The organism is Salinibacterium sp. SWN167 (genome assembly GCF_015864665.1).
In the GTDB taxonomy this organism is placed as follows: domain Bacteria; phylum Actinomycetota; class Actinomycetes; order Actinomycetales; family Microbacteriaceae; genus Rhodoglobus.
Genome location: NZ_JADYWU010000001.1, coordinates 2,009,198 through 2,032,001, shown reverse-complemented (window position 1 = coordinate 2,032,001; position 22,804 = coordinate 2,009,198). Strand labels below are relative to the sequence as shown.

Annotated in this window: 19 protein-coding genes and 1 pseudogene; 9 read left to right on the top strand and 11 right to left on the bottom strand. The window is 60.7% G+C overall.

Going from position 1 to position 22,804, the window contains the following annotated elements:
- Nucleotides 1-675: 675 nt before the first annotated feature.
- On the bottom strand, nucleotides 676-1,296 hold the full coding sequence (locus I6E60_RS09740) for a hypothetical protein (protein ID WP_197179939.1): 621 nt from the start codon (nucleotides 1,294-1,296) through the stop codon (nucleotides 676-678).
- A gap of 77 nt (nucleotides 1,297-1,373) precedes the next feature.
- Here I6E60_RS09740 and I6E60_RS09735 point away from each other — a divergent pair, with 77 nt between their 5' ends.
- Together I6E60_RS09735 and I6E60_RS09730 are read left to right on the top strand one after the other, a co-directional pair.
- Nucleotides 1,374-2,393, top strand: a complete 1,020-nt coding sequence (locus I6E60_RS09735; RefSeq protein ID WP_197179938.1) for a LuxR C-terminal-related transcriptional regulator — start codon at nucleotides 1,374-1,376, stop codon at nucleotides 2,391-2,393.
- A 185-nt stretch (nucleotides 2,394-2,578) separates the two neighbouring features.
- On the top strand, nucleotides 2,579-3,955 hold the full coding sequence (locus tag I6E60_RS09730) for a hypothetical protein (RefSeq protein WP_197179937.1): 1,377 nt from the start codon (nucleotides 2,579-2,581) through the stop codon (nucleotides 3,953-3,955).
- A gap of 371 nt (nucleotides 3,956-4,326) precedes the next feature.
- Here I6E60_RS09730 and I6E60_RS09725 read toward each other — a convergent pair whose 3' ends face one another.
- The 8 genes from I6E60_RS09725 to I6E60_RS09690 form a co-directional block, all read right to left on the bottom strand.
- On the bottom strand, nucleotides 4,327-5,226 hold the full coding sequence (locus I6E60_RS09725; protein ID WP_197179936.1) for an oxygenase MpaB family protein: 900 nt from the start codon (nucleotides 5,224-5,226) through the stop codon (nucleotides 4,327-4,329).
- A gap of 43 nt (nucleotides 5,227-5,269) precedes the next feature.
- Entirely contained in the window at nucleotides 5,270-6,256 is a 987-nt protein-coding gene (locus I6E60_RS09720; protein WP_197180096.1) for an NAD(P)-dependent oxidoreductase, read from the bottom strand.
- Nucleotides 6,253-9,084, bottom strand: coding sequence for an alpha/beta fold hydrolase (locus tag I6E60_RS09715; RefSeq protein ID WP_197179934.1), 2,832 nt, complete (start codon nucleotides 9,082-9,084; stop codon nucleotides 6,253-6,255). The genes I6E60_RS09720 and I6E60_RS09715 overlap by 4 nt, the downstream gene beginning before the upstream one ends.
- Complete coding sequence (locus tag I6E60_RS09710) at nucleotides 9,078-10,100, bottom strand: 3-oxoacyl-ACP synthase III (protein ID WP_197179932.1); 1,023 nt, start codon at nucleotides 10,098-10,100, stop codon at nucleotides 9,078-9,080. The genes I6E60_RS09715 and I6E60_RS09710 overlap by 7 nt, the downstream gene beginning before the upstream one ends.
- A 110-nt stretch (nucleotides 10,101-10,210) precedes the next feature.
- Nucleotides 10,211-10,795, bottom strand: coding sequence for a hypothetical protein (locus tag I6E60_RS09705; RefSeq protein WP_197179930.1), 585 nt, complete (start codon nucleotides 10,793-10,795; stop codon nucleotides 10,211-10,213).
- A 600-nt stretch (nucleotides 10,796-11,395) separates the two neighbouring features.
- The gene (locus I6E60_RS14725; RefSeq protein WP_197179928.1) at nucleotides 11,396-11,758 is read right to left on the bottom strand and encodes a type II toxin-antitoxin system PemK/MazF family toxin; all 363 of its coding nucleotides are present in this window, start codon (nucleotides 11,756-11,758) and stop codon (nucleotides 11,396-11,398) included.
- On the bottom strand, nucleotides 11,755-12,738 hold the full coding sequence (locus tag I6E60_RS09695; RefSeq protein ID WP_197179926.1) for a hypothetical protein: 984 nt from the start codon (nucleotides 12,736-12,738) through the stop codon (nucleotides 11,755-11,757). Before I6E60_RS09695 ends, I6E60_RS14725 begins: the two co-directional genes overlap by 4 nt.
- A 393-nt stretch (nucleotides 12,739-13,131) precedes the next feature.
- On the bottom strand, nucleotides 13,132-13,914 hold the full coding sequence (locus tag I6E60_RS09690) for a DUF4145 domain-containing protein (protein WP_197179924.1): 783 nt from the start codon (nucleotides 13,912-13,914) through the stop codon (nucleotides 13,132-13,134).
- Between the two features lie 361 nt (nucleotides 13,915-14,275).
- On the opposite strand from I6E60_RS09690, the pseudogene I6E60_RS09685 reads away from it, so the two are divergent.
- Nucleotides 14,276-14,548: pseudogene (locus I6E60_RS09685) on the top strand (GTP-binding protein); the annotation flags it as partial.
- A 39-nt stretch (nucleotides 14,549-14,587) separates the two neighbouring features.
- Here the strand turns inward: I6E60_RS09685 and I6E60_RS09680 are convergent.
- On the bottom strand, nucleotides 14,588-15,547 hold the full coding sequence (locus tag I6E60_RS09680; protein WP_197179922.1) for a DUF368 domain-containing protein: 960 nt from the start codon (nucleotides 15,545-15,547) through the stop codon (nucleotides 14,588-14,590).
- A 124-nt stretch (nucleotides 15,548-15,671) separates the two neighbouring features.
- Here I6E60_RS09680 and I6E60_RS09675 point away from each other — a divergent pair, with 124 nt between their 5' ends.
- The gene (locus tag I6E60_RS09675; protein ID WP_307841810.1) at nucleotides 15,672-17,120 is read left to right on the top strand and encodes a threonine/serine exporter family protein; all 1,449 of its coding nucleotides are present in this window, start codon (nucleotides 15,672-15,674) and stop codon (nucleotides 17,118-17,120) included.
- A gap of 194 nt (nucleotides 17,121-17,314) precedes the next feature.
- On the opposite strand, the gene I6E60_RS09670 is transcribed toward I6E60_RS09675, so the two are convergent.
- Nucleotides 17,315-18,022 carry a GntR family transcriptional regulator gene (locus I6E60_RS09670; RefSeq protein WP_231601188.1) on the bottom strand — a complete coding sequence of 236 codons (708 nt, stop codon included), beginning with the start codon at nucleotides 18,020-18,022 and terminating at the stop codon, nucleotides 17,315-17,317.
- A 295-nt stretch (nucleotides 18,023-18,317) separates the two neighbouring features.
- Here I6E60_RS09670 and I6E60_RS09665 point away from each other — a divergent pair, with 295 nt between their 5' ends.
- From I6E60_RS09665 to I6E60_RS09645, 5 genes are all read left to right on the top strand, one after another.
- Entirely contained in the window at nucleotides 18,318-19,202 is an 885-nt protein-coding gene (locus I6E60_RS09665) for a transporter substrate-binding domain-containing protein (protein WP_197179919.1), read from the top strand.
- A 100-nt stretch (nucleotides 19,203-19,302) separates the two neighbouring features.
- A complete protein-coding gene (locus I6E60_RS09660) occupies nucleotides 19,303-20,016 on the top strand; it encodes an amino acid ABC transporter permease (RefSeq protein WP_197179917.1) in 714 nt (237 codons plus the stop codon).
- On the top strand, nucleotides 20,013-20,687 hold the full coding sequence (ehuD, locus tag I6E60_RS09655) for an ectoine/hydroxyectoine ABC transporter permease subunit EhuD (RefSeq protein WP_197179914.1): 675 nt from the start codon (nucleotides 20,013-20,015) through the stop codon (nucleotides 20,685-20,687). The genes I6E60_RS09660 and ehuD overlap by 4 nt, the downstream gene beginning before the upstream one ends.
- Nucleotides 20,688-20,721: 34 nt before the next feature.
- Entirely contained in the window at nucleotides 20,722-21,528 is an 807-nt protein-coding gene (ehuA, locus tag I6E60_RS09650) for an ectoine/hydroxyectoine ABC transporter ATP-binding protein EhuA (RefSeq protein WP_231601187.1), read from the top strand.
- A 54-nt stretch (nucleotides 21,529-21,582) separates the two neighbouring features.
- Nucleotides 21,583-22,791, top strand: a complete 1,209-nt coding sequence (locus I6E60_RS09645) for an amidohydrolase (protein ID WP_197179912.1) — start codon at nucleotides 21,583-21,585, stop codon at nucleotides 22,789-22,791.
- The last annotated feature ends 13 nt before the right edge of the window (nucleotides 22,792-22,804 follow it).

The window sequence follows — 22,804 nt, the reverse complement described above, 5'->3', positions numbered from 1 at the left end:
GCTAAGTGCGGTCGTCGTCAGGCCTGATCCCTCCGTTCGGAGAAGTGCCTGTCATGTTGTGCCCACTCCGCCAAGATCGTTTAGCGCATTCCAACATCGAGTCTTGCGCCTGCTGGATGGAGCATCAGTCGATTGCCGCAGGTCACCGGCGTCGCGGCGGACAAACGGAATAGAGCACTGCGAGCCGCTTCGGCAGCACACTTTGTTGAGTGAAGAAGCACTGATTGCCTGCTGGACTCTAGTGGCGCGGGCTGCTCACGAGATGGTTCTGGCTTGGGCTCTACCGGCTCACTTTTGAGCGAGCGCTGTCACAGCGGCTGCGAGTGCCTCTAGTGCCTTAATCACGTTTTCTGTCTGTTCAGCGCCATTCGTCTTCCGCGCCTGCTCTAGGTGCGAATTCGCGGCAGCCGCATTCGAACTCGCGCTGATCGTGTTCAATTGCGAGTTCAACTTGTTAAGGTCGTCCAAAACCCCCATGCATCACTCCCTTGTCGGTTTCTTCTTGAACCTTAGCGCGGAGTATCGACTCACGGCTCGATCGGCTCAATCGCAGGGCATCAGTCTCACGATTCTTTCGGAGAAATCACCTCTTTGCGAACTGACGAGACGGATAAGCGCATTGGTCTCAAGTGTTTTCCAGTCGCGTTCTCCGGCGACTCCGCGAGTTTCGCGCTCCTAGAACTTGTTCTGCAGCTCGCAGACGATGTCCACCTCTATGGGGGTGCCGTCTTCGAACGTGCCAGCGAAGCGCACTTCGACGAGGTCGCGGCTTCCGTCGGCGGTTCGAGGGCCGAGTTCTGTGAGCGAAGCGATATCGCCGCGTGCCGGTGTTTCTACGCCGGCTGCTCCGACGAGGTCGTTGAATCGAAACTGAGATTCATTGATCGCGACGAAGTTCATCGCCTCATCTTCGTGCGCTTTCACGTTGTCGATCCCGACGATCGTGAAGATGCCGGGGATGCTGAGGTCTCCGACATCCTCCTTCCCTGCTAGACGGCTGATCTCGCAGTCGCCGGTGAAGTCCGGGAACTCGACCCCGTTAATGGTGACGGTGGCGTTTCCAACATCGTCGGACGTGAATCCGCCCGCGTCAGCCTCGTCTGGTGTCGTTTCGTCTTCCGTGGTCTCCTCAGCGGTGCTCGAGTCATCCGTTGTGCCAGTGTCGATCGACTCGTCGTCGGTCGACGTCGAGCAGGCCGCGAGCGTCGCCGTGAGGGCGAGGACCATCGCCGCAACCCGAACCCTTCGCACTGCAGAGAGGGGAGTGAGGGCGAAAGGCGTGCGCGGCATAGTCATGGGATTAAGCGTGCCGACCGGCAGCCAGCATCCGCAATACGTCTTTAGGCGTACGCGCGCGGGTAATGTGTTGGAGCATGGGGCTGAGCGATGCTGACGCACAAGCGGTCCTTCGGGTCGCCGGGCGGCTGACCGCGCATCCGCCCCTCGATTTCGCGGATGTGCTCGAAGCGGTGCGCGAAGTCATCGACTGCGAGAGCGCATCCTTCAATGACATGGTGCTGGCCGCGCGCGACTTTCGCTACGTGATTGTGCCCCTCACTGAGATCGCCGTCGCCACCCGGTTGAAGCCGGAGTACGACAAGTACTTTCACCAGCATCCGCTGATTGCAGCAGCAAGCGCGGGGCGCGGGCTCGGTGCGATCCGCTTCAGCGACGTTGAGGGCGGCGCCAACTTCACGGCAACCGAGCTATACCGCCACTTTTATGCGCCGTTCGATGTGCGCTTTCAGCTCGTCGTCGAGCTGCCATCACCGCCGGATGTCGTGGTCGGCTACGCCCTCAACCGCAGCGAGCGGATGGGGGAGTTTAGCGATCGCGACGTTGCCGTCATGAACGCCCTCAGCGGTCACCTTGCGATGCACCATCGCGCAGCGCTCGATGCCGAGCGCGCCCTGCTCGTGAACGCAGAGATGGATCGTCACGCCTGGGCAGTGGTGTCGGTGCGGTCGGATGGGGTGGTTGAAGCTTCGTCGTCGCACGTGCTGAACGTGGGGGATCGAGTTCCGGACGAGCTCGCAGCGATCGTCGCTGCTGCCGACTCGACACCCGGCGAAGAAGCTCAACATGACGTGATGATCGGCACGCAGCGATGGCACTGCATCGTGCATCCGGTGCGGCTTGGGCCGACGGTGATCTTCTTGCGACGGCAACAGGATGTCGCAGCAGATACGGCTGCGCTTCTGGCAACTGGTCTCACGCGCCGCCAAGCTGACGTCGTGATTGCGCTTGCGCGCACGGGTGGTTCGAACAACGAGCTTGCGCGAGAACTGGGGATGTCAGAGTCGACGGTAAAGAAGCATCTGGAGGGAATCTTCCGGGTGCTTGAGGTGACGAGTCGTGCTGCTGTAGTGCTGCGGTTGCGCGAGTTGACCTAACTTTCCTCATCGCGTGGAGACGTAGCTTTGAGTACCTAACGTCAGCGCGCTCGTTTCGTCGTTCCGCCAATCCTCGGTGAGCAGAATTGGCAAGACTCGCGAAGATTGCGGGGCAGTCGTGCCCCAACACAGTTGGCGAGGGTCCTAGGGTAAGAAGAAGAAGAACACTGAAGACAGGGGCGACGATGGGCAGCGAAATTGAATTGGTTAGCGATGGCGACAGTCTTGTAGCTATTGGCTCCTCGGCAGACATTGAGCGCTTCTTCCTCGCTGCAGGATTAGATAAAGCCCCCTCGCACGAAATCGACCTTCAACGATTGCGCTCTTTCTCTAACACCGGCGCGGAAGCTGCGAAGATCGGCGCGGATATCGCCGCGAATTCTGGTCAGTGGGTGAAACTGACTGCCGATTCAGCCGCTGCGGTAAAAGAATTTGGCCTGATGGCGACGAAATCGCCCGGAATCAGTCACGCGATGATCGGCGATCCCGGCGATATAAAGCAGTGGCTTCAAATTGCGCAAGCCCCGACCGCTCTACTAAGCGGACCTTTTGCGATCACCGCCCTCGCCACAATGATGCAGCAGCGCGTGATTCAGGAGCAGATGGACACAATCATCGACTACCTCGAAGAAATCAACGAGAAGGTCGATGACATCCTGCGCAACCAGAAGGATGCTGTTATCGCAGACGTGATCGGAGTGGATCTAATCATCGAAGATGCCCTCGCTGTTCGGAATCGAGTTGGGCGAGTCTCTGATGTCACATGGTCGAAGGTTCAGGCGTGTGGGCTGCTTCTCGCTCGCACTCAGGGCTACGCCCTCCGGCAACTCGACAGCATTGCGTCGAAACTGGGAAAGAAGGCGGATCTCGGAGAGATCGTCAAGGTAACCAAAGAAGCGGAGCCCAAGGTTCATGAATGGCTCTCTGTCCTGGCTCGCACGATCCAACTTCAGGATGGATTGTCGATCCTCGAGCTAGATCGAGTGCTCGATGCAGCGCCGGAGGACTTAGAAAGCCACAGAGTCGGCTTGACCCATGCCCGGCAGAATCGGGTCGAGGTAATTGCTGGATGCACTGCAGGGATCCTCGCTCAAATGGCAGATACCGTTCAGCGGGCCAACAAGTCCGTGCTTTTCAACCCCTTCGATGCGCCCGCAGCAGTGAAATCCAGCGACAAAGTCGCTGTAGGCGTTCTTGCCTTCAGAGGCCGGCTTGGGATTGATTCCGAGCACGGAGAGAATGTGCCCAAGCGCTGGCGGCAGGCCGCCGTAGAGGTGCGGGATAAGGCTCTAGCGTCGGCTTCAGAGGGAGTCGCAGTCGCGGGTCGCGTTGGCGCAGAGACTTTCGATCGCGCCACAGGAGTTTTTCGATCAGTAGATCTGGACGGGGACGGAATCCCAGACAAGCCACGCGCACTGACAGCAGCAGAGACCGCCGGCGACGCAGTCAAAGGCGCGGCCTCCAACGTTACCGGCGCTATCGGGGCGATCTGGAAACGGAAGAGCGGCGGGAACGCGGCTGTCGAACCTTCAGAACCCGGCCCGGAGAGTGTCGATTCCTGAGTCGTCTGACCACGGTGCAGTTCGTTCAGCTGCCCATCGGGCTCGCCACTGAATCTTCGTGGATGATTCAGCAGTAAGTGCAGAGGCTCGGCGCCCGTTGGCGCAGCACCTCGGTAGGCACGGGGAATGATTGCGTGAGCAATGGTCTAAGAATTCCCCGCGCCGATAATCGAAGCTCTAGTCCTTGCGCTTGCTGGCGGCCTTGTCTTTCTTGTCGGCGCGCTTCTCTTTGAGAGACTTGCTGGCTACAGTCTTGCCGCTGGATTTCTTGGGTGATTTATCGGCCATGACGTTATCCTCCTGTGAGCCGAGTGGCTCGTTCCCTGAGCGTACCCCGCCTGCGGCGCTATGCGTTGTGTGCGCCGTGTGAGTCAGACCGAATCCCGCTCATGCTCAAGGCGGGCTAGTCGAACGCGGGCCGCATCTTCGCTCGAGGATGAGGTGCCGAGAATTTTGCCCACTGAGCGCAGCACGATGCCGGTCGCCCAGATCACCGGCAGCGGTGATCGGCGAAGACCGAGCAGTTTGCGGTGTTCCTCGGGCAAGGACGCGACGGCTCCTGCGAACAGCACCCTGTAGGCGGGCATCATTGAGCGGCGAAGCGGGGGATTGCGAATGAAGCGCACCGCTTCGAGAACGCGCTCGTCGCTTTTGAGCACGGGGCGGAATCCATCGATCTGAGCTTTCAACTCAGCACGGGATCGCGGTGGCTGCTCTACTCCCACCAGCTCACCCGCGGTTGCCCACTCCCGCACGTACTGGTCGGCCCCGCCGGGGATGGGCTTTCCCCACAGCTCATGGCTGCCGAGAAACGCGTCGGTGAAAACGGCGTGCACCCACGACAGCAACTCTTGGTCGCCCGCGGTGTAGGGGCGCTCGACGCCGTTGACATCCAGATAGGTGCCCGCGACCCGGGTGTGGTACTTGCCGACGCGGGCTGACTCGAGCTTCGACTGTTCAGTGCTGGCAAAGGTGACTGTGATGAGCCACTGGATCGTGCCCGAGAGTCGCCCCAGCGGATCTTCTTTGTAGCGCGACCAATCATGAACGCCCGCCATTGCTCCGGGGTGCAGGGTCTGCATAAGCAGCGCGCGGATGCCGGCGACGAGGGTGCCCATGCCGCCGTGCACCACCCACGAGGCGGATTCGGGGCCAAAGAATCCGGCGTCGTCACCCTGCTCGATGCGAGCAACCCACCCGGGACGCCCCGAGCTTTCGCCGGAGAACGTCGTCAGGAGGTGTGAGCGCCAGGAGTCAGAAAATCTTCCCATCCTTCGACGATATGCCGGGTTGCTGGGAGGTTAGCCGAGCGCGTCAGACGACCGGCCCGGCAGTTTCGGAGTAGTGTGCCGCGAGCCGGCGCAATCCCTCGTCGATGCTGACCGCGGGAGCCCAATCCAGAGCGTCCCGGATGTCGCGCTGATCGAACCAGTGCGCCGTCGAGAGCTGTTCGGCCAGAAAACGCGTCATGGGCGGCTCATCCGCTCCGGGGCGCACAGCCCACACTCGCTCGACGGCAGAGCCTGCAGTGCGACCGAGGGCGGCCGGGATGCTCCAGCGTGGCGGTTGAACGCCGGCGGCGATGCAGATAGCGGCGAGGATGTCACCGACGGGGCGCGGTTCACCGTTAGTGAGCACGTAGGCGGTGCCGTGCGCTGTGTCGGCGTGGTGCAGTGCAGCGACGATTCCGGATGCGGCGTTGTCGACGTAGGTCGTATCGATGAGGGCAGTGCCGCCGTTGAGCAGTGGCAGGCGGCCGCTGCGTGCGCGCTCGACGATGCGGTCTACAAGCTGAGTGTCACCGGGACCCCAGACGATGTGCGGGCGGATGGCGATCACGTTCATGGCGTCGGAGTCGCGGGAGAGCGCCAGCAGTTCGGCCTCGGCCTTGGTGCGGGCGTAGTCGCCTCGGGCGTGCTCGGGCGTGGCAGGTTCGGCCCCGACTCCCGCCAAGGCAGAGCCAGCGTGCGCGACCGACGGTGACGATACCTGAACGAAGCGTGAAACACCCGCAGTCTCGGCGGCGGAGAGCACAGTGCGAGTTCCCTCGACGTTGACCGTCTGGAATGCACCGGGGTCGCCAGCTAGCGAGACTTTGGCGGCGAGGTGGATGACGCCTTCGGCGCCGTCAGCCGCGCGCGCAACGTGCTCAGGGTCATTGATCGAGCCGAGAAAGTCGGTGACGCCATCCACGCCGGATGGTCGGCGCTGCAGCGTGCGAACCTCGTGTCCAGCGGCCACTAACTCAGCGGCGACGGCGCGACCGAGGAAGCCGGATGCTCCGGTGACGAGCACGATCATGGTGCGGTCGGCTTTCCACCCGCGAGAATACCCTCGGCCCACTCAGAAAGCCGCGAGCGGTCAATCTTGGAGTTGTGGCGGATGTCAGTCGGCAGCTGCGGAACGACCAGCACGGCAACCAGAGGAAGCGTGGTGCTCGCGCGCACGGCTGCGGTTAGCTCGGGGCTTGCGAGCCCAGGGCGCTTGGCTGTCGGAATCGTTTCGACCACGGCGACGGCCTGGCGCAATCCGTGCGGACCGACGCCAACGACAGCGGCACGGCGCACAGCCTCGACACCTTCAACGTCTTGTTCCGCGCCGACGGGAGCGATCGGCCCTGTCGAGCTCACGATGACGTGCGGGAGGCGACCTTCGACCCAGAGGCGTCCGAGTTCGTCGAGGTGTCCGACGTCGCCCGTGCGGTGCCAGCGCGTGGGCTGGTTCGCCGCCGCGTTGGTCGTGTCGCTGGCGTCGCTGGCGTCGCCGGCATCCGGAGTCGCAGCATCCGCCCCGATCCCGGTCTCCCGCACAGCGGCACGATCGGTCAGCCACAACCGGTCGTAGTGATCTTTGAGATGCGGCGCCGAGACAATGATCTCGCCGAGAATGCCGGGTTCCGTGCTCGGCACTCCCGTGGCGACACCGTCGGAGTCGAGGGCGCTGATGCGCACGAGGTTATCGCCGATCGGCGTTCCGACGCAGACGCCCGTGTTGGCATCACCGGCGGCGGCGCGGATGCCGTCGAGGGTGAGGTCGGTTACGAGCAGGCATTCGGTCATGCCGTAGGGCGAGTGCGCAATCGCGTTGGGCATGACGGTGCCGGCGGCGGAGAGTAGTTCCGCGCTGATGGGTGCACCGGTGGAGAGGAAGGTGCGCACACGCTCGAGCTCCGTGCGGTCGTGCGCGGTCAGATCTCCCGCGGTCGCGACGACGTTGAGAATCGCTGCGGGGGAGAGGAACACCATGCCCGCGCCGGATGCCTCCACCGCGGCGGCGACAGCATGAGCGGTGAGCGTGCGGGGAGCCGAGACATCCATCTCGGGTGTCACGGATCGCGTGCCGAGTGCCGGACCGAGCAGCGCGAAGGGCGCGAAGCCAGTCACGAGGCCGGTGTCGACGGTCACTTCGAAGTGTTGTGCGAGCACATCGCGCAGGGCGGAGAGCTGACCGTGGCGGTAGACGACGCCCTTGGCGGGGCCGGTCGATCCCGAGGTGAAGAGAATCGCGGCGTCGTCTTCTGCGCGCGGCGGTGCCGGGATGGGCGTGCTGGCGCCGAGCGTGATGAGGTCACGCAGGCTGTACGAGACTCCGAGCGCGGCGGCGGAAACCTTGGGCAGGCGCGCGGTCGAGATGCGCACTCCGGGCCAGCCGAGCGTGCGGGCGGCGGCGAGGCCGGGAGCTTCGCCGATCACGTAGTCGGGCCAGGATCCGCGTACGGCACGGGTGAGTCCCTTGACGCCGAGGCCGGCATCCGCAACAACGATGATGGCGCCGATGCGCAGGCACGCGTAGACGACAGCGGTGAGGGTCGGCCCGGGTGGGACCAGCAGCGAGACCCGCTGGCCTTTGCGAACGCCGATGGCGGTGAGACCGGCGGCGATTTCGCTGACGCGGTCGGCGAGCTGCTTCCAGCTGACCTGCTGCGGGCCGCGGCTTCCGCGCGTCGACATGTCGATGACGGCGGTCGCGGTGTCGTCACGGCGGGCGTCGAGGTTGTGCCAGAGCGGGACGAAGGGTGCGGCATCCGCGCCGGTGTCGGTCGCTGCTGAGCCAGCAGCTTCAGCGCCAGAAGCTTCAGAGCCAGCAACTTCGGAGCCAGTCGCGACAGAGCCGGCCGCCGCAGCGAACGCCTCGCGAGGCGACAGCGCGGACGAACCGGGATCGGTAAGGCTGGCAGCATTGTCGCCCAGCCACGTCAACACCGATTCGGCGTAGGGCGCGTCTTCGGCGAGCATGTGGCCGGCGCCTTCGAAGCGGTGCACGTTGGCGTGGGGGAGGCGCTCGATGAGGTCGTCGAGGTAGTAGTCGCTGAAGATGGGGTCGCGTGGGCCCCACAGCATGAGCGTCGGCAGGTCGAGCGCAGCGACTCCGGCGGCGATACGTTCGAGTTCGGGGAAGCTTTCGTGACTGGCGTCGGCGGGGATGTCGGCAACGAAGCCGCCGATTCCTCCGCGACGGGCAGCGGTGCGATACGGCGCGCGGTACGCATCTTTCACAGCTGCGTCGAGCGGATCAGTGGTGAGCGCCAACGTGGTTTCGAGGAACGCGGGGGTGCGCACAGTGGAGGAGGCAAGCATCCCGCGCGCCCGGGCCAGCCGCAACGGTGCGGGGATCGGCTTGCCGGCTTCGTGATGCACGGCGGTGTTGAGCAGCATGACGCCGGTGAGTTGCGCCGGGTGATCAACGGCCCAGCCGAGGGAGACGACGCCGCCCCAGTCGTGACCGAGCGAGATGACGGGCCCGGTGAGGTCGAGGGTGTCGGTGAAGGCCGAGAGGTCGCTGACCCGTTGGGCGAGCGGGCGGTGGATGCCGGTGCGCTCCGAAAAGCCCATGTCGAGTTGGTCGACGGCGATGATGCGCCACGCGGGCGCTCCTGCTCCGGCAGCGGCGAGTGATTGGTTGAGCAGGTCGCGCCAGTAGTACGACCAGGTTGGGTTGCCGTGCACGGCAAGGATGGTGCCGATGACGGGCACGCCGAGGCGAGCGAGTTCAGCGCCGGTGTCGAGGTAGTGCCAGTCGCGGGTGAGCCCAGCATCCGCCCCACTGCCGGCAACGGCAATGATGTGGCTGAAGCGCGGGTCGAGCCCGGGAAGATTGAGCGGTGGGGTCGCGGCGGGCGCGGTCACCATGCGAGCTCCATCATGGCGGTGTTGAGGCCGGAGCCGACGCCCATGAGCAGCACGCGGTCGCCCTTTTTGAGCGAATCTTGCGCTTCAACGAGGGTGATGGGGATCGAGGCCGGGCCGACGTTGCCATACAGGGGGAAGGTGGTCGGCACGCGGTCACGGTCGAGCTTCGCGGCTTTGACGATGGCGTTGGTGTGCACGGATGACACCTGGTGGGTGACGTACATGTCCATCTTCGACCAGTCCCATTCGGTGGAAGCTTCTTTCCACGCCGAGACGACGAGGTCGAGGCCACCCTTCAGGAGGGCTTTCGCGTCGGTGAACATTCCGTCCACACTGCCGACACACAGTTCGTGAAACTGGGTTGCGGCGCGGGTGACGCCGCCGAGAATCGGATGACCGGCCGGATGTTCGTCGGTGCGTCCGAGCACCGCAGCCGCAGCTCCGGAGCCGAGCGTGAGGGAGGCGAATTCGCTCATGAAGCCCTCGCGGTCGCCGTCTTGTTTGAGGAGGCGGTCGATGGTGTTGGTTTGGATGTCGTCGGCGTCTTCACCATTGACGATGATCGCGTACCGAATCTGGCCCGATTCGATCATGTTGGCGGCAAGATTCATCCCGCTGACGAAGCCGAGGCAGGCGTTGGCAACGTCGAAGTTGATGGCGGAGCTGGGCAGCCCGAGCCCGTGGTGCAGGCGCACGGCAACGGACGGCTCAAGGTGCTTGCGGCTGACGGACGTGTTTATGAGGAGTCCGACTTCGGAGGCATCCACTCCCGCTTCAGCAAGCGCACGTTGGCCTGCTGAGACGGTGGCATCGTCGGAGGTTTCGCCGGCAGCCCAATTGCGACGCTCCAGTACCCCGGCTACTCGTTGCAGCAGTCTGCTGGGCAGCGCAAGGCGCTCGAACGCCGGCGCTAGGCGCGTTTCAAGGTCGCCGGATGTTGTTACGCGGCTAGGTAAGGTGCTCGCCACAGACAGCAGTGAAACGTTGGCAAAGCGAGTATTGGCATTTCCGGCCACGGAACCTCCGTCGAGAGAGCCCCGCGGGCTCAGTAATCAAGAGGCCTAGTTTATGCCAGTTGGCTGAGCCTTGCCTTCTGGCCCGGCGGTGGGGCGTGAGCGGCGGCCGTCTAGAAGGCGTTCTGCAGCTCGCAGACGACATCAGCTTCGATCGGAGTGCCGTCTTCGAAGGCACCGGCAAAGCGCACTTCGACGATGTCGCGGCTGCCATCGGCTGTTCGCGCGCTGATCTCCGACAATCTCGAGATGGTGCCGTCGGCATTATTGCCGACTCCGGCAGCCGCTTCTTGATCACGGAACCGGAAGCTTTCCTCGTTGAGAGCGATGTAGTTCATCAGCATGTCTTCGTGAGCGTCGACGTTGTCGATGCCAATGATCGTGACGATGTCGCCGTCGTTGAGGTCTCCCACGTCTTCGCTGCCGTTCCCGCGGTTGATCTCGCAGTCCCCGGTGAAGTCTGGAAACTCGACGCCGTTGATGCGCAGCGTGGCGTTGCCGACATCGTCGGTGCTGAGGCCGCCGGTGGTCTCATCCGTCGTCGCGGTCTCTTCTGTCGTGCTTGAATCTGCGGGCTCGTCGGCGGCGGGGGAGCAGGCGGCGAGTGTCGCGCTGACGGCGAGCACGATCGCGGCCACAAGTGCTTTGCGCGCCCAGTGCGAAGAGGAGGGCATGAGGGATGAACGCGCAGTAGTCATGGCATCAAGGTTCCTCGCCTGCAGGGCGATTGTGCAATACGTCTTTCGGCGTAGGCGCGCGGGTAGGGTAGTGGAGCATGGGACTGAGCGATTCTGACGCGCAAGCGGTCCTTCGAGTTGCCGGCCGACTCACTGAGCACCCGCCTCTCGAATTTGCGGATGTTTTGGATGCTGTGCGCGAAGTCATCGATTGCGACAGTGCATCCTTCAATGCCATGGTGTTGGCCGCGCGCGACTTTCGCTATGTGATGTCGCCCGCCAGCGAGTTGGACATAGCCCACAGCACTAGAACTGCATATTCGCCTGACTCAAAAGCGGTACCGGGATTTTCGGCTACAAACGCTTAGCGTGATTCGAGACGGTTCTATCGACCCAAGCTAAGCGGAACACCCCTCGCCGAATGCCTTCCGAAACTCTAGGACGTTGTGGCAAAGGAGCCGAAGTTATCGGAACAGCTGGCGAAATGGGGCGTTTCGTGATTCGTATTTACAGAAATTGCACCTATACTGATGACTTAGTTGCACGGGACCAAGTCCCGGTTTATTGTCGAAACGCCGGATTAAAGTCCGGCGTTTCGTTTTTAATGACTTCGATAGCGACCTAGTTCGCAAACAGGTCGGATATTGCGGATTTCAACGATTCGCGGTCCACAGCATGTAGCCTGCCCAGTTTTTTTCCCGCGTACCGTAACTGCGAGCTAAACAACCGATGAGTTTGGACAACGCTTGGACGGTCCAGGCCCACATCCGCCCAATTTTCGACCACGACGGCACCCTTGTCAGAAGCTCTAGCAGCCGAGCCCGACACACTGGCAAATATGACAAGAGCGTCCGGAGACCGCCAGTCCTCACTTGCCACTGCAACTGCAGGGCGCGTCTTGGCTTCAGTGCCATTGGTTAAGGGGAAAGCGACGATGTAAATATCTCCAAAATTCAGCGGCGGCTCCGAATTGCTCGAGTTCATTGAGATTTTTCGACCAGCTCGTCTGCAGCGTCGAACAATGTCGTGAAGTCGGTCATCGCAAATCGCCAAAGGCTTCCCTTGCTGCCGAAGACCATGACTGGTGTTTCGTCGGCCTGTTCCTTTCTCACCTCATGCACCCGCATGACGGCAATGCGATCCATGCGATAAAGGGAGTACGTCGGAACAACCGACAAGCGACGAATGCTTACCCCGCCACTTGCCTCGCCGCGTGCACTCTCAACGGTGCTGGCTTTCGGCTTTAGAGCCGCTTCAGCCGTCGAAGAAATAGTGTCATTCACCTTTATTGGATACTTATCACGGAGTTCTTTCGCCTTCTGAAAAGTGAATTTGATGTCGGTTGTCAACTCATCAAGGGTGCCGTAATCGAACCTCGAGATAAGCTGCTTCAAGAGTTCGCTGTCGTCTGAGGCCGGAATCAGAACTCTCACCCGCCCTCCCCGTTTCAGTACCCCGATGAGACCTGACCGATGGTCTTCCAACCAACGGCTGGAGCTAATAAACATAATGTCGACTTCTGACGCGGTTGCGAGCGCGTCAGTGAAACCCCCTCGAAATTCCTTAGTTCCACTCAGGAAATGCGAGATTCCCGCAACCGCTATTTCCTCGCGCACATCGACCGCAGCAAGTACCTCATCGATTAGCCTGCGACGCAAAACAATTTCACCAATCAGCGCCAACGCGGCGACAGATATGAAACTCGATCCAACTGCGATGCCAACTGAATTCCATCCCTGGAACCCCGTCGCTGCGAGGACGATTGTGGAACCGAGAACGATAGCCACGACCGACACGACAGCGACAATGAAGTTCGTTTTTATGGTCGCGAGTAGCTTTCGGAGCTTTCGGTCGCTACGCGAGTTGTTTCCGCTCAAGAGTCCTCGCTTTGCTTGTACGGGCAGGTCAGCAATGGTATCGGTTTGTGGAGCATCTTGATCGTTTGTCGTTATGAATTTCTCCATTGGGATTCAGATTGCCCGTGTCGTTGCGTCCGCGATCTTATTTTGACTCAGCAAGTCCCATCGATCATTATCTTGGTGGTTTGAACGGGTTCCGGCTCAGTTCAGAGCACTCTTTCCCGTCGTCGCTGTCGCGCTTGCCGGCACACTGTGACAGCAAGTGAGCATTAGGCAGGGGGCCTACGTTGTTCGAAGCATCGCTAACGCGTCTTGGGCGGGTCGGATCACTCCGCGAGCTCGCGCCAGTAGCGGCGGCGGCGCGAGGATCCGGTCGTGCGCACGTTTTATTTAAGATCGCGGGGTGAATCTACTTGAGCGAGTAATGATCGGCAGAAAGCACTCCTTCTGGTGCTAGACGACATCTACGCCCGCGTTTCTCGTCAGCAGGCGGGCAGGCTAAGGCAGCCTTGAGGGACCCTTGGCTGCATTGATAGTTTTCGCGTGCGCGTCGATATCTGGACCCAAGAAAAGTCGGTGGAATGCCTCATCAAGAACTCTGGCACCGTCCAAAACTTCGATAGTGGTTAGATCCGAATCTTCGTGGGTTCCGGCGTTTCCTAGCCACTTGACGGCGAAAAAAAGATCCGCGATAGGCGGGCGGGTGAGATCGGCATCTCGCCATTCATTGATCCGTTCGTGAGCTGTCCGAAACTGTCCCGTTGGTTGTGTCGCCGAGATCCCCGCGGAGGTCAAAAATCGCTCCACAGTGGCGCGCAACGCGGTTGCGGCTAGGCCCGGATCAGCGAACAGAACACGAGATGCTCGCATTACGCCCTCGCGCACTTCGTCGGGCGCCGATTTAGGAATCGGCATCATCAACATCGGAGGGTGAAGATGCGTGACTGTTAGGTAAGAAGAATAAGGAGGGCCGTAGCTGTAGTCGTAGTCGTGGTCCTCGCCAGAGAGCCGAGAGACGCCGACTTCGTAGTCGCCTGTGCCATGCACGGCTTGCTGACACTCTGGATTTTCACATTGGCCACGTATAACAAAGGTACCGGTGATCCACTCCGGCTCGAAGGCATCGTGGCCTCGCGCCGAAGCCGAACTGTGACTTTCGTCTTCAACAGGTGGCGCGAAAGTTATATATCCAGCTTGACATTTAGGACAAGCAGGCCGAGGCCATGGCTGTCCGGATTCAATGGGTTTGGCTAGAGCGGAGAGCGCGGGGTCGACTGTCATGCCTTGATCGTATTCTGATTCGAACGGTTTTGAGAGGAAAATCGAGTGTCGTTGTGGGAGCGTTCGACCCAATTCGAAAACTCGTTCCCGGTGCGAGACGGAATGTCCTGCTTGCCTATTTGCTTACTCGTCCGAACAAGCAACCGTTGACATTTTGCAGTTTCGTCTCGCCAGCTTGTGCCCGGTGATCAGAATTGGCAATTGCGCCCAGGGAGTGGGGGAGCTCGGTCGGGGCGAACCGGAACGCAGCGTAGGCAAGCGTCTGCGCGCAGCCGCCTGCGACGGATCGACCAAGAGCTGACGGTTTAGAGTCGAGCGCGTCTCAACGCGGGATAGTAAGGTCGGGCGGTTTTGTCGGCTCGCCACCCGCACCCAAATTGTCGCGCAGTGGGAACACGTAGGGAAGGTAATCTCCCTCAACCCGATCGCCACTGATGCCATCGATGGTGACGATGACGAGCTACTTGCGTGTGGTCAAGAGCTGGCCTTTATCGGGCTCGACTTAGATCATGACGCGCTCATCGCAGCACTCGATGAAGCCGCGCTCACCGACGAAGAATTCGCGGCGGGCCCGAGCCGCTGGGCGACGTTCGTTGATCCTTTTCCTGAGTGGATTCGCGTCTCAGACCACTAAGGCCTTCGGTGCGTTCGTAGCGCCACGAAACCCGGGCTGCTAGCGGAGGAGTTCTGCGTCAGGCTCAGGGTCGGCCGCGATGTCCGGCGACAGCATCCGCCGCTTCACAAGCGCAGCTTCTGCCGCCAGAATACCCAGCACAACCACTGCCCCGAGGGCGATAAGCAGCAACACGATTCCGAAGTCGGCTTCAGGAGCCAGAACCTCGCCCGACTCGGTTTGCCAGGGCCAGAGGGCGCGCAGCGAGCCGAGCATGAGGCCGGTCATAATGACGAGGGTGACGCGGCGGCGGTTCTTGAGCAGCCATTGCAGGGCGGAGACGAAGAGGCCGAGGCCGATGATGGCGCCGATGGCGAAGGCTCCGAGGTAGCCAAGGTTGCGGTCATTGACGGCGGCGAGGGTCGGGGCGTACATGCCGAGGATCAGCAGCAGGTAGGAGCCGGATACTCCGGGCAGCACGAGAGCGCAGACCGCCAATGCGGCTGCGAGAGAGACGATGATTAGCGCAGGGTCGGCATCTCCAGCCTGCGGCAAGCTCGTGAGGGCGACGGCAACGCCGGCGGCGAGGAGGCCGATGAGGATTTCGCGGAACGTCCAACGCCCTCCGACCATGCGTGCCGGCACGATGAGCGACGCTGCGATGAGGCCGGCGGAGACCGCGCGGGTTCCGGTGGGGAACTGCTCGATGAGGGGCGCAAGGAGGGCGGCGCCCAGAACGATGGCGAGCAGCATCCCGATACCGATGGGCAGCACGACGTTCCAGCGCACCGAACGAAAGTGGGCGGCGGCGCGCGACAGGCCGCGACCCCGGATGCCGTCCGCAACCGTGAGCGCCACACCGCGAGCGAGGTGCCCGGCTCCGTCAATGAGGGAATCGTAGACGCCGACGAGCAGCGCGATGGTGCCGCCGCTGACGCCGGGAACGATCTCCGCGAAGCCGATCAGCATGCCGCGCAAGGCATCGCCGACGGTGCGGATGACGGGGTGTACTCGGCTCATTGCGTGCTCTTTTTCTGGTCGAAATTCGCTGGCTCGGCGCAGGTCAGTCGGTCTAGTGTAAACGGCCACAACTGGGGGCTGCAGCGTGGGCAAAACACCAGCCGATAGCCCCTACCCTTGAGGGGTGAGTAAGGGCAACGGCTCCCGCATGCGGGCATATCGACAACGACTGGGGCGATCTCTCGTCGCGATGGCCGGGGGAGCCCTGCGCACCAATAATGCGCCCACCCAACTGCTCTCTATGCCCGGGCACGAACCGCAACTTTCGCAGCGTCACGCGCGCTCGGTCATTGACCTCTGCCTGCGTGCCGGTGAAGCGATGCTCGCGACCGGCGCCTCCGCTGCCGACGTTGTCGCTACCGTGCTGCGCATCAGCAACGCGTATGGCGTCAGCGGGATGCACGTCGACATCACCTTCACCTCTCTTACCGTGTCCATTCACCGGGGGATGAACGAAGACCCGATGTCGATCATGCGCATCGTGAAGGTGCGCACTATTGACTACACGCGCCTGCAAAACGTGTACTGGCTCATCGACGAGCTCACCAGCCCTGACGGCCCCGGCGACGTGGATGAAGCGCGCGAACAACTCAGTACCATCCTGACCACACCCCACCCGTACCGGCGATGGATGGTGACCGCCGGCAAGGCGCTGCTCGCCGCAGGTGTCGTCGTGATGTTCGACGTGAGCTTTGTGCTCGTGCTCGTGGCGGCAGCATCCGCCGCTATCTCAGACATTCTGACTAAGCGGCTCGAGCGACTGTCGGTTCCCGCCTTCTTCGCCCAGATTGCGGCGGCCGGCGTTATTACCGTGATTGCCGTCTTCATGTTTTGGCTGCGGTCGATCGGGATCGACATTCCTGGCTCCAACAGCCCCACCGTCATTGTGATTTCGGGCATCATCATGCTGCTCTCCGGCGTGGGCCTCACCTCGGCCGCCAGCGACGCGATCGGTGGCTACTACGTCACCGCCACCGCCCGCGGCCTCGAGGTGATGATGATGACCATCGGCCTGGCAGTGGGCATTTCGATCGTGCTGAGTGTGTCGCTGCGCCTGGGCATCCCTGTCGCGATCGGTGACTCCCTCGGCGACAACCGCAGCGTCATCTCCGGGATGCTCGGCTCGGCCATCATCGCCGTCGGCTTCGCCCTCGCCTCGTATGTTCGGATGCGCTTGCTCCCCATCATGGCGATCGGCGCCGCCCTCGTGTTCGCCGTCTACTGGTTCGTGCTGCCTTTCGCGACTTCGCCGGGACTCGCGCCTGCCATCGCTGGAACCGCCGCCGGCGTCATCAGCTACCTTCTCTACCGCTGGCTGAAAGTGCCCGAAGGCGCGACCAACATGGTTGGCATCATCGCGCTGCTGCCCGGTCTCGCCCTCTACCGCGGCATCTACGCCCTGATGGATTCCGAATTCGGCGTCACCGAAGCGTTGCCTTCCATGGTGATGGCGCTGGCCACGGGCCTCGGCCTTGCGGCGGGAACAACCATCGGTGGCTTCGTCGCGCGCCGCACCTTCGGCTTCGACCGTGCGGCGATGTTGGCGCTGAAGCGGTCGCGCACGCCGCGGTAGAACGATTTCTCGTGCCCGCGCTGCTGGGTGGGAATGCTTCGAGATCCGACGTGATTCGAAAGCCGGGATGAACGAATGACTGCGTGTGAGCCTGTATTGATTGGGGCGATGCCCGCTCTGGTGATCGACGAAAGACGCTCGTTTACTCTCGCGGAGTAGTCGCTCGTTATTTCAGTTCGAAGGTGCGCGATCCGCTAGGGCACCGACGGAAAGTTGTGCGTGAAGTTGCGGAATTCGAGTCGGTCTAGCGAGTAGTTCATGTTGCGCACAACGGCATCGTGGGCCGCCTGAGCATCCGAGGCGAGAATGGCGTCGGAGATCGCGGTATGTAATTCAACGAGCACGCTTGCTTCATCCGGGAGGCCGGGGGCGAGACGAAGATAGCGATCCGACGCTTCAAGAAGCGACAGCGCCATCGCGTGAAGTCGCGGTTGCGCCTGAATGTCGACGATGAGGTGGTGAAATTCCCGATGCAACAAGTAGGCGGCATCGTGGTCTAGCTGGATGTATGCCTCCGACATGCGGGCGATCACGCCGCGGAGGCGTGAGTGCGAAATTGCGTTGGTTTCAACAGCAATCTTGACTGCAGCAGCTTCGACGATTTTTCGAGTTTCGTAAACATCACGGAGATCTTCGAAAGAGATCGGCGCAACGATCGCTCCCACGTTTGCTTCGAACTTGACGAGCCGTTCGCCCTCGAGCCGTCGCAATGCTTCTCGAACCGGGACAGCGCTCACTTCGAGCCGTGCGGCCGTGCTCGAAACAGAGAGCGGCGAGCCCGGCCGTTGCTGACCTTGCAAGATCTCATTTCGTAGTTTCGCGTGCACGGTGTCAACGACCGATACCACAGAAGCGGGATCACCATTTTTTTTTGATCGTCGGCGCCCGTCAGGGGAGTGCATGAGAATTTCTCTCCATCTATATCTAAGTGTGGAAGTTTACCGGCAAACTGCTGGCCGGTTTGCTGGATCGCCCGAAAGGCCCGCCCGTTCCTAATAATATACGCAAAATATGAATTTAACGTGCGTGAAACAAGCTGGACAAAGCCCGGCAATCTCGGCAATTTTCTTCGCGCAACAGGGTTGACACGCGTAGATCAAATAATATATTTTGATCGGAATGCGATTCACCCTAAGCACCACGGGTAGTCCCAGTGACCTGTTTGAACCAACACATTTCAGGATTGGAAGACACGCAATGAAAAGCAGCCCCTTTACCCGCAAGACCCGCACGGCGATCACCGCCGCATTCGGAACGGTGCTTCTCGCCGCAGGCTTAGTGTCATGTGCACCGGCGAGTGAGCCGGCGGAAGACGCGCCCGTGGCCAGCGAGCCGGCGCTCCTCACCGCGGCCAAAGAGAACGGCATCATCTTCGGTATGACAGACTCGCCGCCGACGACGCTCGTGGAGGCAGATGGCACACCGGGTGGCTATGCAAGCCTCGTGACAATGGAAGTACTCGGGCGCATGGGAATCACAGAGTTCAACACCCTCGTAACCGACTTTCCCAGCTCAATCTCGGGACTCGTATCGGGCCGCTCGGATATCCGGATTGGTGGCCTCACTCCGAATGAGGAGCGTTGTCCCGTAATGGCATTCACCAAGCCATCTCACGTGTTGACTTACGCGTTCGCCGTCCAGCCAGGAAATCCGAAGGGTCTCCTCAGCCTTCAAGACCTCAAGGACACAGATTCGAAATTGGGCACTCAGGGAGCGACCACCCAGGAGACCATTGCGATTGAGGTGTTCGGTGGCGACGAGAACATCGTTATCCTTCCTGATCGACAGAGCGGAATTGACGCACTGCGCACGGATCGCGTTGACGCTTTCGTTGCTCCATACCAGACGCTGGTTCAGCTTCTAGAGACCAACCCCGGAGCATTCGAAATTGCAGAAGGCTATGTTCCTGATCTGCCTATCCTTGCGCAGTCCAGCGTTGTCACTAGCGAGAATGCTGACTTCGTCGAGCTCTATAACAAGTACTTTGACGAGCTCGTAGAAGAGGGCTGGGTCGAAGAGATCTCGGATGAATACGGTTTCGACTTCGATCTTCTGTCGTCGCCCGAACTGGCTACCTGCTAGTGATTCTCTAACCCTCGGTCTGGTCGGGGCGGCTGCGGTCGCACCCGGCCAGACCATCGGCTTATGCATGTTCGCCACGTTGAGAAGGAGAAGACTCTAGATGCCTACTTTCTGGGATGAGATCGCCAGACCTCTCGCCGAAGGCACCCTGATGACATTGTTGGTGTTCATCGGTGGAATTGTGATTGCGACCGTGCTGGGAATCGGCGTGGCCGCGTTGCGACTATCCAAATTTTCAGTTCTGCGAGGAATCGCTTGGGTGCACGTTGAGTTCTTCCGTGGAGTATCGGTACTCGTGCTTATCTTCTGGGTGTTCTTTGTATTCCCGTTGCTGGGGATCACGATGTCCCCGTTAACCACAGCGTGGGTTGTGATCGGTCTCAACCAGAGTGCATTCATTGCCGAGATCGTGCGCGCGGGAATCCAAGCGGTTCCCCGGGGGCAAATTGAGGCGAGTATTGCCATTAACTTGAGCGCATGGGACCGCTTCCGAAACATCGTGTTCCCGCAGGCATTGCCGATCGCGCTCCCTCCCTACGCAAACCAGCTCGTTAACACGCTGAAGGAGACCGCTGTGGTATCGCTCATCGGACTAGCTGATCTCACGTTTCGAGGTAACGAGCTCAGGACCCATCTTGGCCATTCGATGGAGATATTCGTATCCATCGGAATCGTGTACCTACTGCTTGCCTACCTACTAACTCAGGGCACGAGCTGGCTGGAGAGAAAGATGCGCGTCGAGCCTAAACGCGGCACAACACCTAAACAAGCGATAAGGCTTCGCAACTTCTTCATAGGAGGAGGTATCAAATGAGCTGGGACTGGGCATATTCCATCAGCATTATCCCGGCGCTCTTGGACGGGCTATGGGTGACCCTCATCGTCACATTCATCGCGACCAGCTTTGGACTGGTAGGGGGCCTTGGGCTAGGCATCCTTGGATCCATGGCGAACCCCGTGCTTTCTCGCATCGCCGGCGCGTACGTGGTGATCTTTCGCAACACACCATTCTTGGTGCAGCTTTACCTGATCTACTTTGCTCTTCCAGAATTTGGAATTGTTCTCTCCTCTGAAGTGAGCGGGGTGCTCGGCCTTGGGCTGTTCATCTCCGCGTACATGGCTGAAGTATTTCGCGCCGGTATCGCTTCAGTGCCGAGTGGACAGTGGGAGGCCTGCACAGCGATAAACATGTCCAAATTCCACACCTGGATGCGCGTGGTTCTGCCTCAGGCGATTCCACCAATCATTCCGATGCTCGGCAACTATGCGAATCTCGCGTTCAAGCTGAGCGCGTATGTCGCCGTGATCGGCACGATCGAGCTCTTCGGCACAGCCCTTCGTCTGGGCGAAAAGTCCTACCGCTATCTTGAGCCATTCACTCTGGTGGGCTTGATGTACCTGGCCGTCAGCGTCGCAGTCACGGTATCGCTTCGCCAATTGGAGAAGCGGATGCAGCGCACTCGCCCTGAAATGACGACACTATGACCCGCGCGAAGTTCACAGACGGGAACGACAACTAATGGAAAGAGAGAACCCCGTGGCGACAAAGGACGATGTTCGTTCCGATCAGCCGATGGTGGAGTTCCGAAACGTGGTCAAGCGATACGACCAGACGGTTCTCGACAATCTGGACCTCGTTGTCGGAAAGGGAGACAAGTCGGTCATCATTGGTCCGAGCGGATCTGGAAAGACCACCATTCTCCGAATCCTGATGACTCTTGTTCGCCCCGAAGAGGGACAGGTGCTTATTGACGGCACTCCTCTCTGGACGATGGAAAAAGGCGGCCAACTTGTCGATGCCAATGACAAGCACCTGCGGGAGATGCGTAACTCGTTGGGAATGGTATTCCAGCAGTTCAACCTTTTCCCGCACATGACTGTTCTTCGAAACGTAACCGAGGGCCTCATTCGAGTCCAAGGGATGTCGAAGGATCAGGCCGAAGAGGAAGCACTGGCGAACCTTGATCGAGTCGGTCTTCGCCACCGCGCCTCGGACCACACCTGGCAGCTTTCGGGTGGCCAACAGCAGCGCGTAGCGATCGCTCGCGCAATCGCGTTGAAACCGCGCGTTCTTCTCTTCGACGAAGTGACATCTGCGCTGGACCCCGAACTGGTGGGCGAAGTCTTGGAGGTCATCCGCGACCTCGCATTCAATACGAACATCACGATGCTATTTGTAACCCATGAGATGCGTTTCGCCCGAGAAATCGCCGACAACGTAATCATGTTTGATCGCGGTCAAGTCGTTGAACAGGGCCCACCCGCCCAAATCTTCGATGACCCACGCGAGCTGCGAACGCAGGACTTCCTTCGCAAAGTTACCTAGCGCTTTTCGGGTGACAAATTGACTTTCACCGGGGACCATACAAAGGAGAACTTCATGTCTTCAGACGCACGACTACTTATTAGGGGAGCGCGCCTACCGAATTCGGGCGACCGCACCAGCGACATCTTGATAGAGGGCTCGCGGATTTCCCAGATCAGTGATCACATCGACGCGCAGCCCGGCGTTCAAGTTGAGCCCGCCCGCGGCGCGCTTGTGTTGCCAGGACTCGTCGATGCGCACTGTCACCTCGACAAGACCCTCGTCGGTCAACCGTGGCACTCGCACGTCTCGGGCTCCGGGGTGGCGGATCGCGTCCGAATCGATCATTCGCTTCGGCGCGGACTCGGCATGCCCAGCGTGCAGAACACGAGCGCCCTGGTGGCTCAGATGATCGCCAACGGAACCACGGGTGCTCGCACTCACACCGAGATCGACAGCGAGGTTGGGATTGCCGGCGTCGAAGCTGTTGCCGAAGTGGCGAAGAAGTTCGAAGGAGCAATTACTATCCAACAGGTTGCTTTCCCGCAATCAGGAATGCTGCGTGAACCGGGAATAGATCGTTTACTTCGCGACGCGATTGAGCTTGGCGCCACGGTCATCGGCGGGTTGGATCCCGCAGGCGCGGAGAACGACCCGGTCGAGCATCTCGACCGTGTTTTCGCCTTGGCCCACGACACCGGCTGTGGAATCGATCTTCATCTGCACGATGCTGGCGAGTTGGGGGCGTGGGAATTGGAGTTGATTTGCGAGAGAACCCGAGTCGAGTCGATGGCAGGCAAGGTAAACATCAGCCATGCCATCGCACTTGCCCAGGTCGGAGACGCTCGGCAGGGAAAAATTATCGACAACCTCGCTGACGCTGGAATCTCGTTAACGACATGCGTCGTGCATAACAACCCGCCGTTACCTATGAAACGGATTGTCGAAGCGGGAGTTCTGCTGTCTGGCGGAAACGACAGCATCCGAAACACCTGGTCGTCGCTCGGCACCGGCGACATGCTGGAGCGCGCGTGGATCTTTGCGATGCGTGGCGATCTGCGTACCGATTCCGAACTGGCGCTGGCACTCGAGATCGCATCCAATAATGGTCTCCGTTTGCTTGGCGAAGAGGGGCCGGTGGGTGTCGCCGTCGGAGCGATGGCCAACTTCTTCCTCGTTGATGCTGTCAACACTGGCGATGCCATCGCACGACGCCCCGATCGCAAGCTCGTCGTTCACGCGGGAAACATCGTGTCCACCACAGGCGTAGACACTTCACTCTAAACACTCGTCGTCG

Excerpts from the sequence above, each read along its gene's own strand:
- I6E60_RS09740 (WP_197179939.1), bottom strand. The coding sequence starts at position 1,296 with ATGACTATGCCGCGCACGCCTTTCGCCCTCACTCCCCTCTCTGCAGTG.
- I6E60_RS09735 (WP_197179938.1), top strand. The coding sequence starts at position 1,374 with ATGGGGCTGAGCGATGCTGACGCACAAGCGGTCCTTCGGGTCGCCGGG.
- I6E60_RS09730 (WP_197179937.1), top strand. The coding sequence starts at position 2,579 with ATGGGCAGCGAAATTGAATTGGTTAGCGATGGCGACAGTCTTGTAGCT.
- I6E60_RS09725 (WP_197179936.1), bottom strand. The coding sequence starts at position 5,226 with ATGGGAAGATTTTCTGACTCCTGGCGCTCACACCTCCTGACGACGTTC.
- I6E60_RS09720 (WP_197180096.1), bottom strand. The coding sequence starts at position 6,256 with ATGATCGTGCTCGTCACCGGAGCATCCGGCTTCCTCGGTCGCGCCGTC.
- I6E60_RS09715 (WP_197179934.1), bottom strand. The coding sequence starts at position 9,084 with ATGGTGACCGCGCCCGCCGCGACCCCACCGCTCAATCTTCCCGGGCTC.
- I6E60_RS09705 (WP_197179930.1), bottom strand. The coding sequence starts at position 10,795 with ATGACTACTGCGCGTTCATCCCTCATGCCCTCCTCTTCGCACTGGGCG.
- I6E60_RS14725 (WP_197179928.1), bottom strand. The coding sequence starts at position 11,758 with ATGAACTCGAGCAATTCGGAGCCGCCGCTGAATTTTGGAGATATTTAC.
- I6E60_RS09695 (WP_197179926.1), bottom strand. The coding sequence starts at position 12,738 with ATGGAGAAATTCATAACGACAAACGATCAAGATGCTCCACAAACCGAT.
- I6E60_RS09690 (WP_197179924.1), bottom strand. The coding sequence starts at position 13,914 with ATGACAGTCGACCCCGCGCTCTCCGCTCTAGCCAAACCCATTGAATCC.
- I6E60_RS09680 (WP_197179922.1), bottom strand. The coding sequence starts at position 15,547 with ATGAGCCGAGTACACCCCGTCATCCGCACCGTCGGCGATGCCTTGCGC.
- I6E60_RS09670 (WP_231601188.1), bottom strand. The coding sequence starts at position 18,022 with ATGCACTCCCCTGACGGGCGCCGACGATCAAAAAAAAATGGTGATCCC.
- I6E60_RS09665 (WP_197179919.1), top strand. The coding sequence starts at position 18,318 with ATGAAAAGCAGCCCCTTTACCCGCAAGACCCGCACGGCGATCACCGCC.
- I6E60_RS09660 (WP_197179917.1), top strand. The coding sequence starts at position 19,303 with ATGCCTACTTTCTGGGATGAGATCGCCAGACCTCTCGCCGAAGGCACC.
- ehuD (WP_197179914.1), top strand. The coding sequence starts at position 20,013 with ATGAGCTGGGACTGGGCATATTCCATCAGCATTATCCCGGCGCTCTTG.
- ehuA (WP_231601187.1), top strand. The coding sequence starts at position 20,722 with ATGGAAAGAGAGAACCCCGTGGCGACAAAGGACGATGTTCGTTCCGAT.
- I6E60_RS09645 (WP_197179912.1), top strand. The coding sequence starts at position 21,583 with ATGTCTTCAGACGCACGACTACTTATTAGGGGAGCGCGCCTACCGAAT.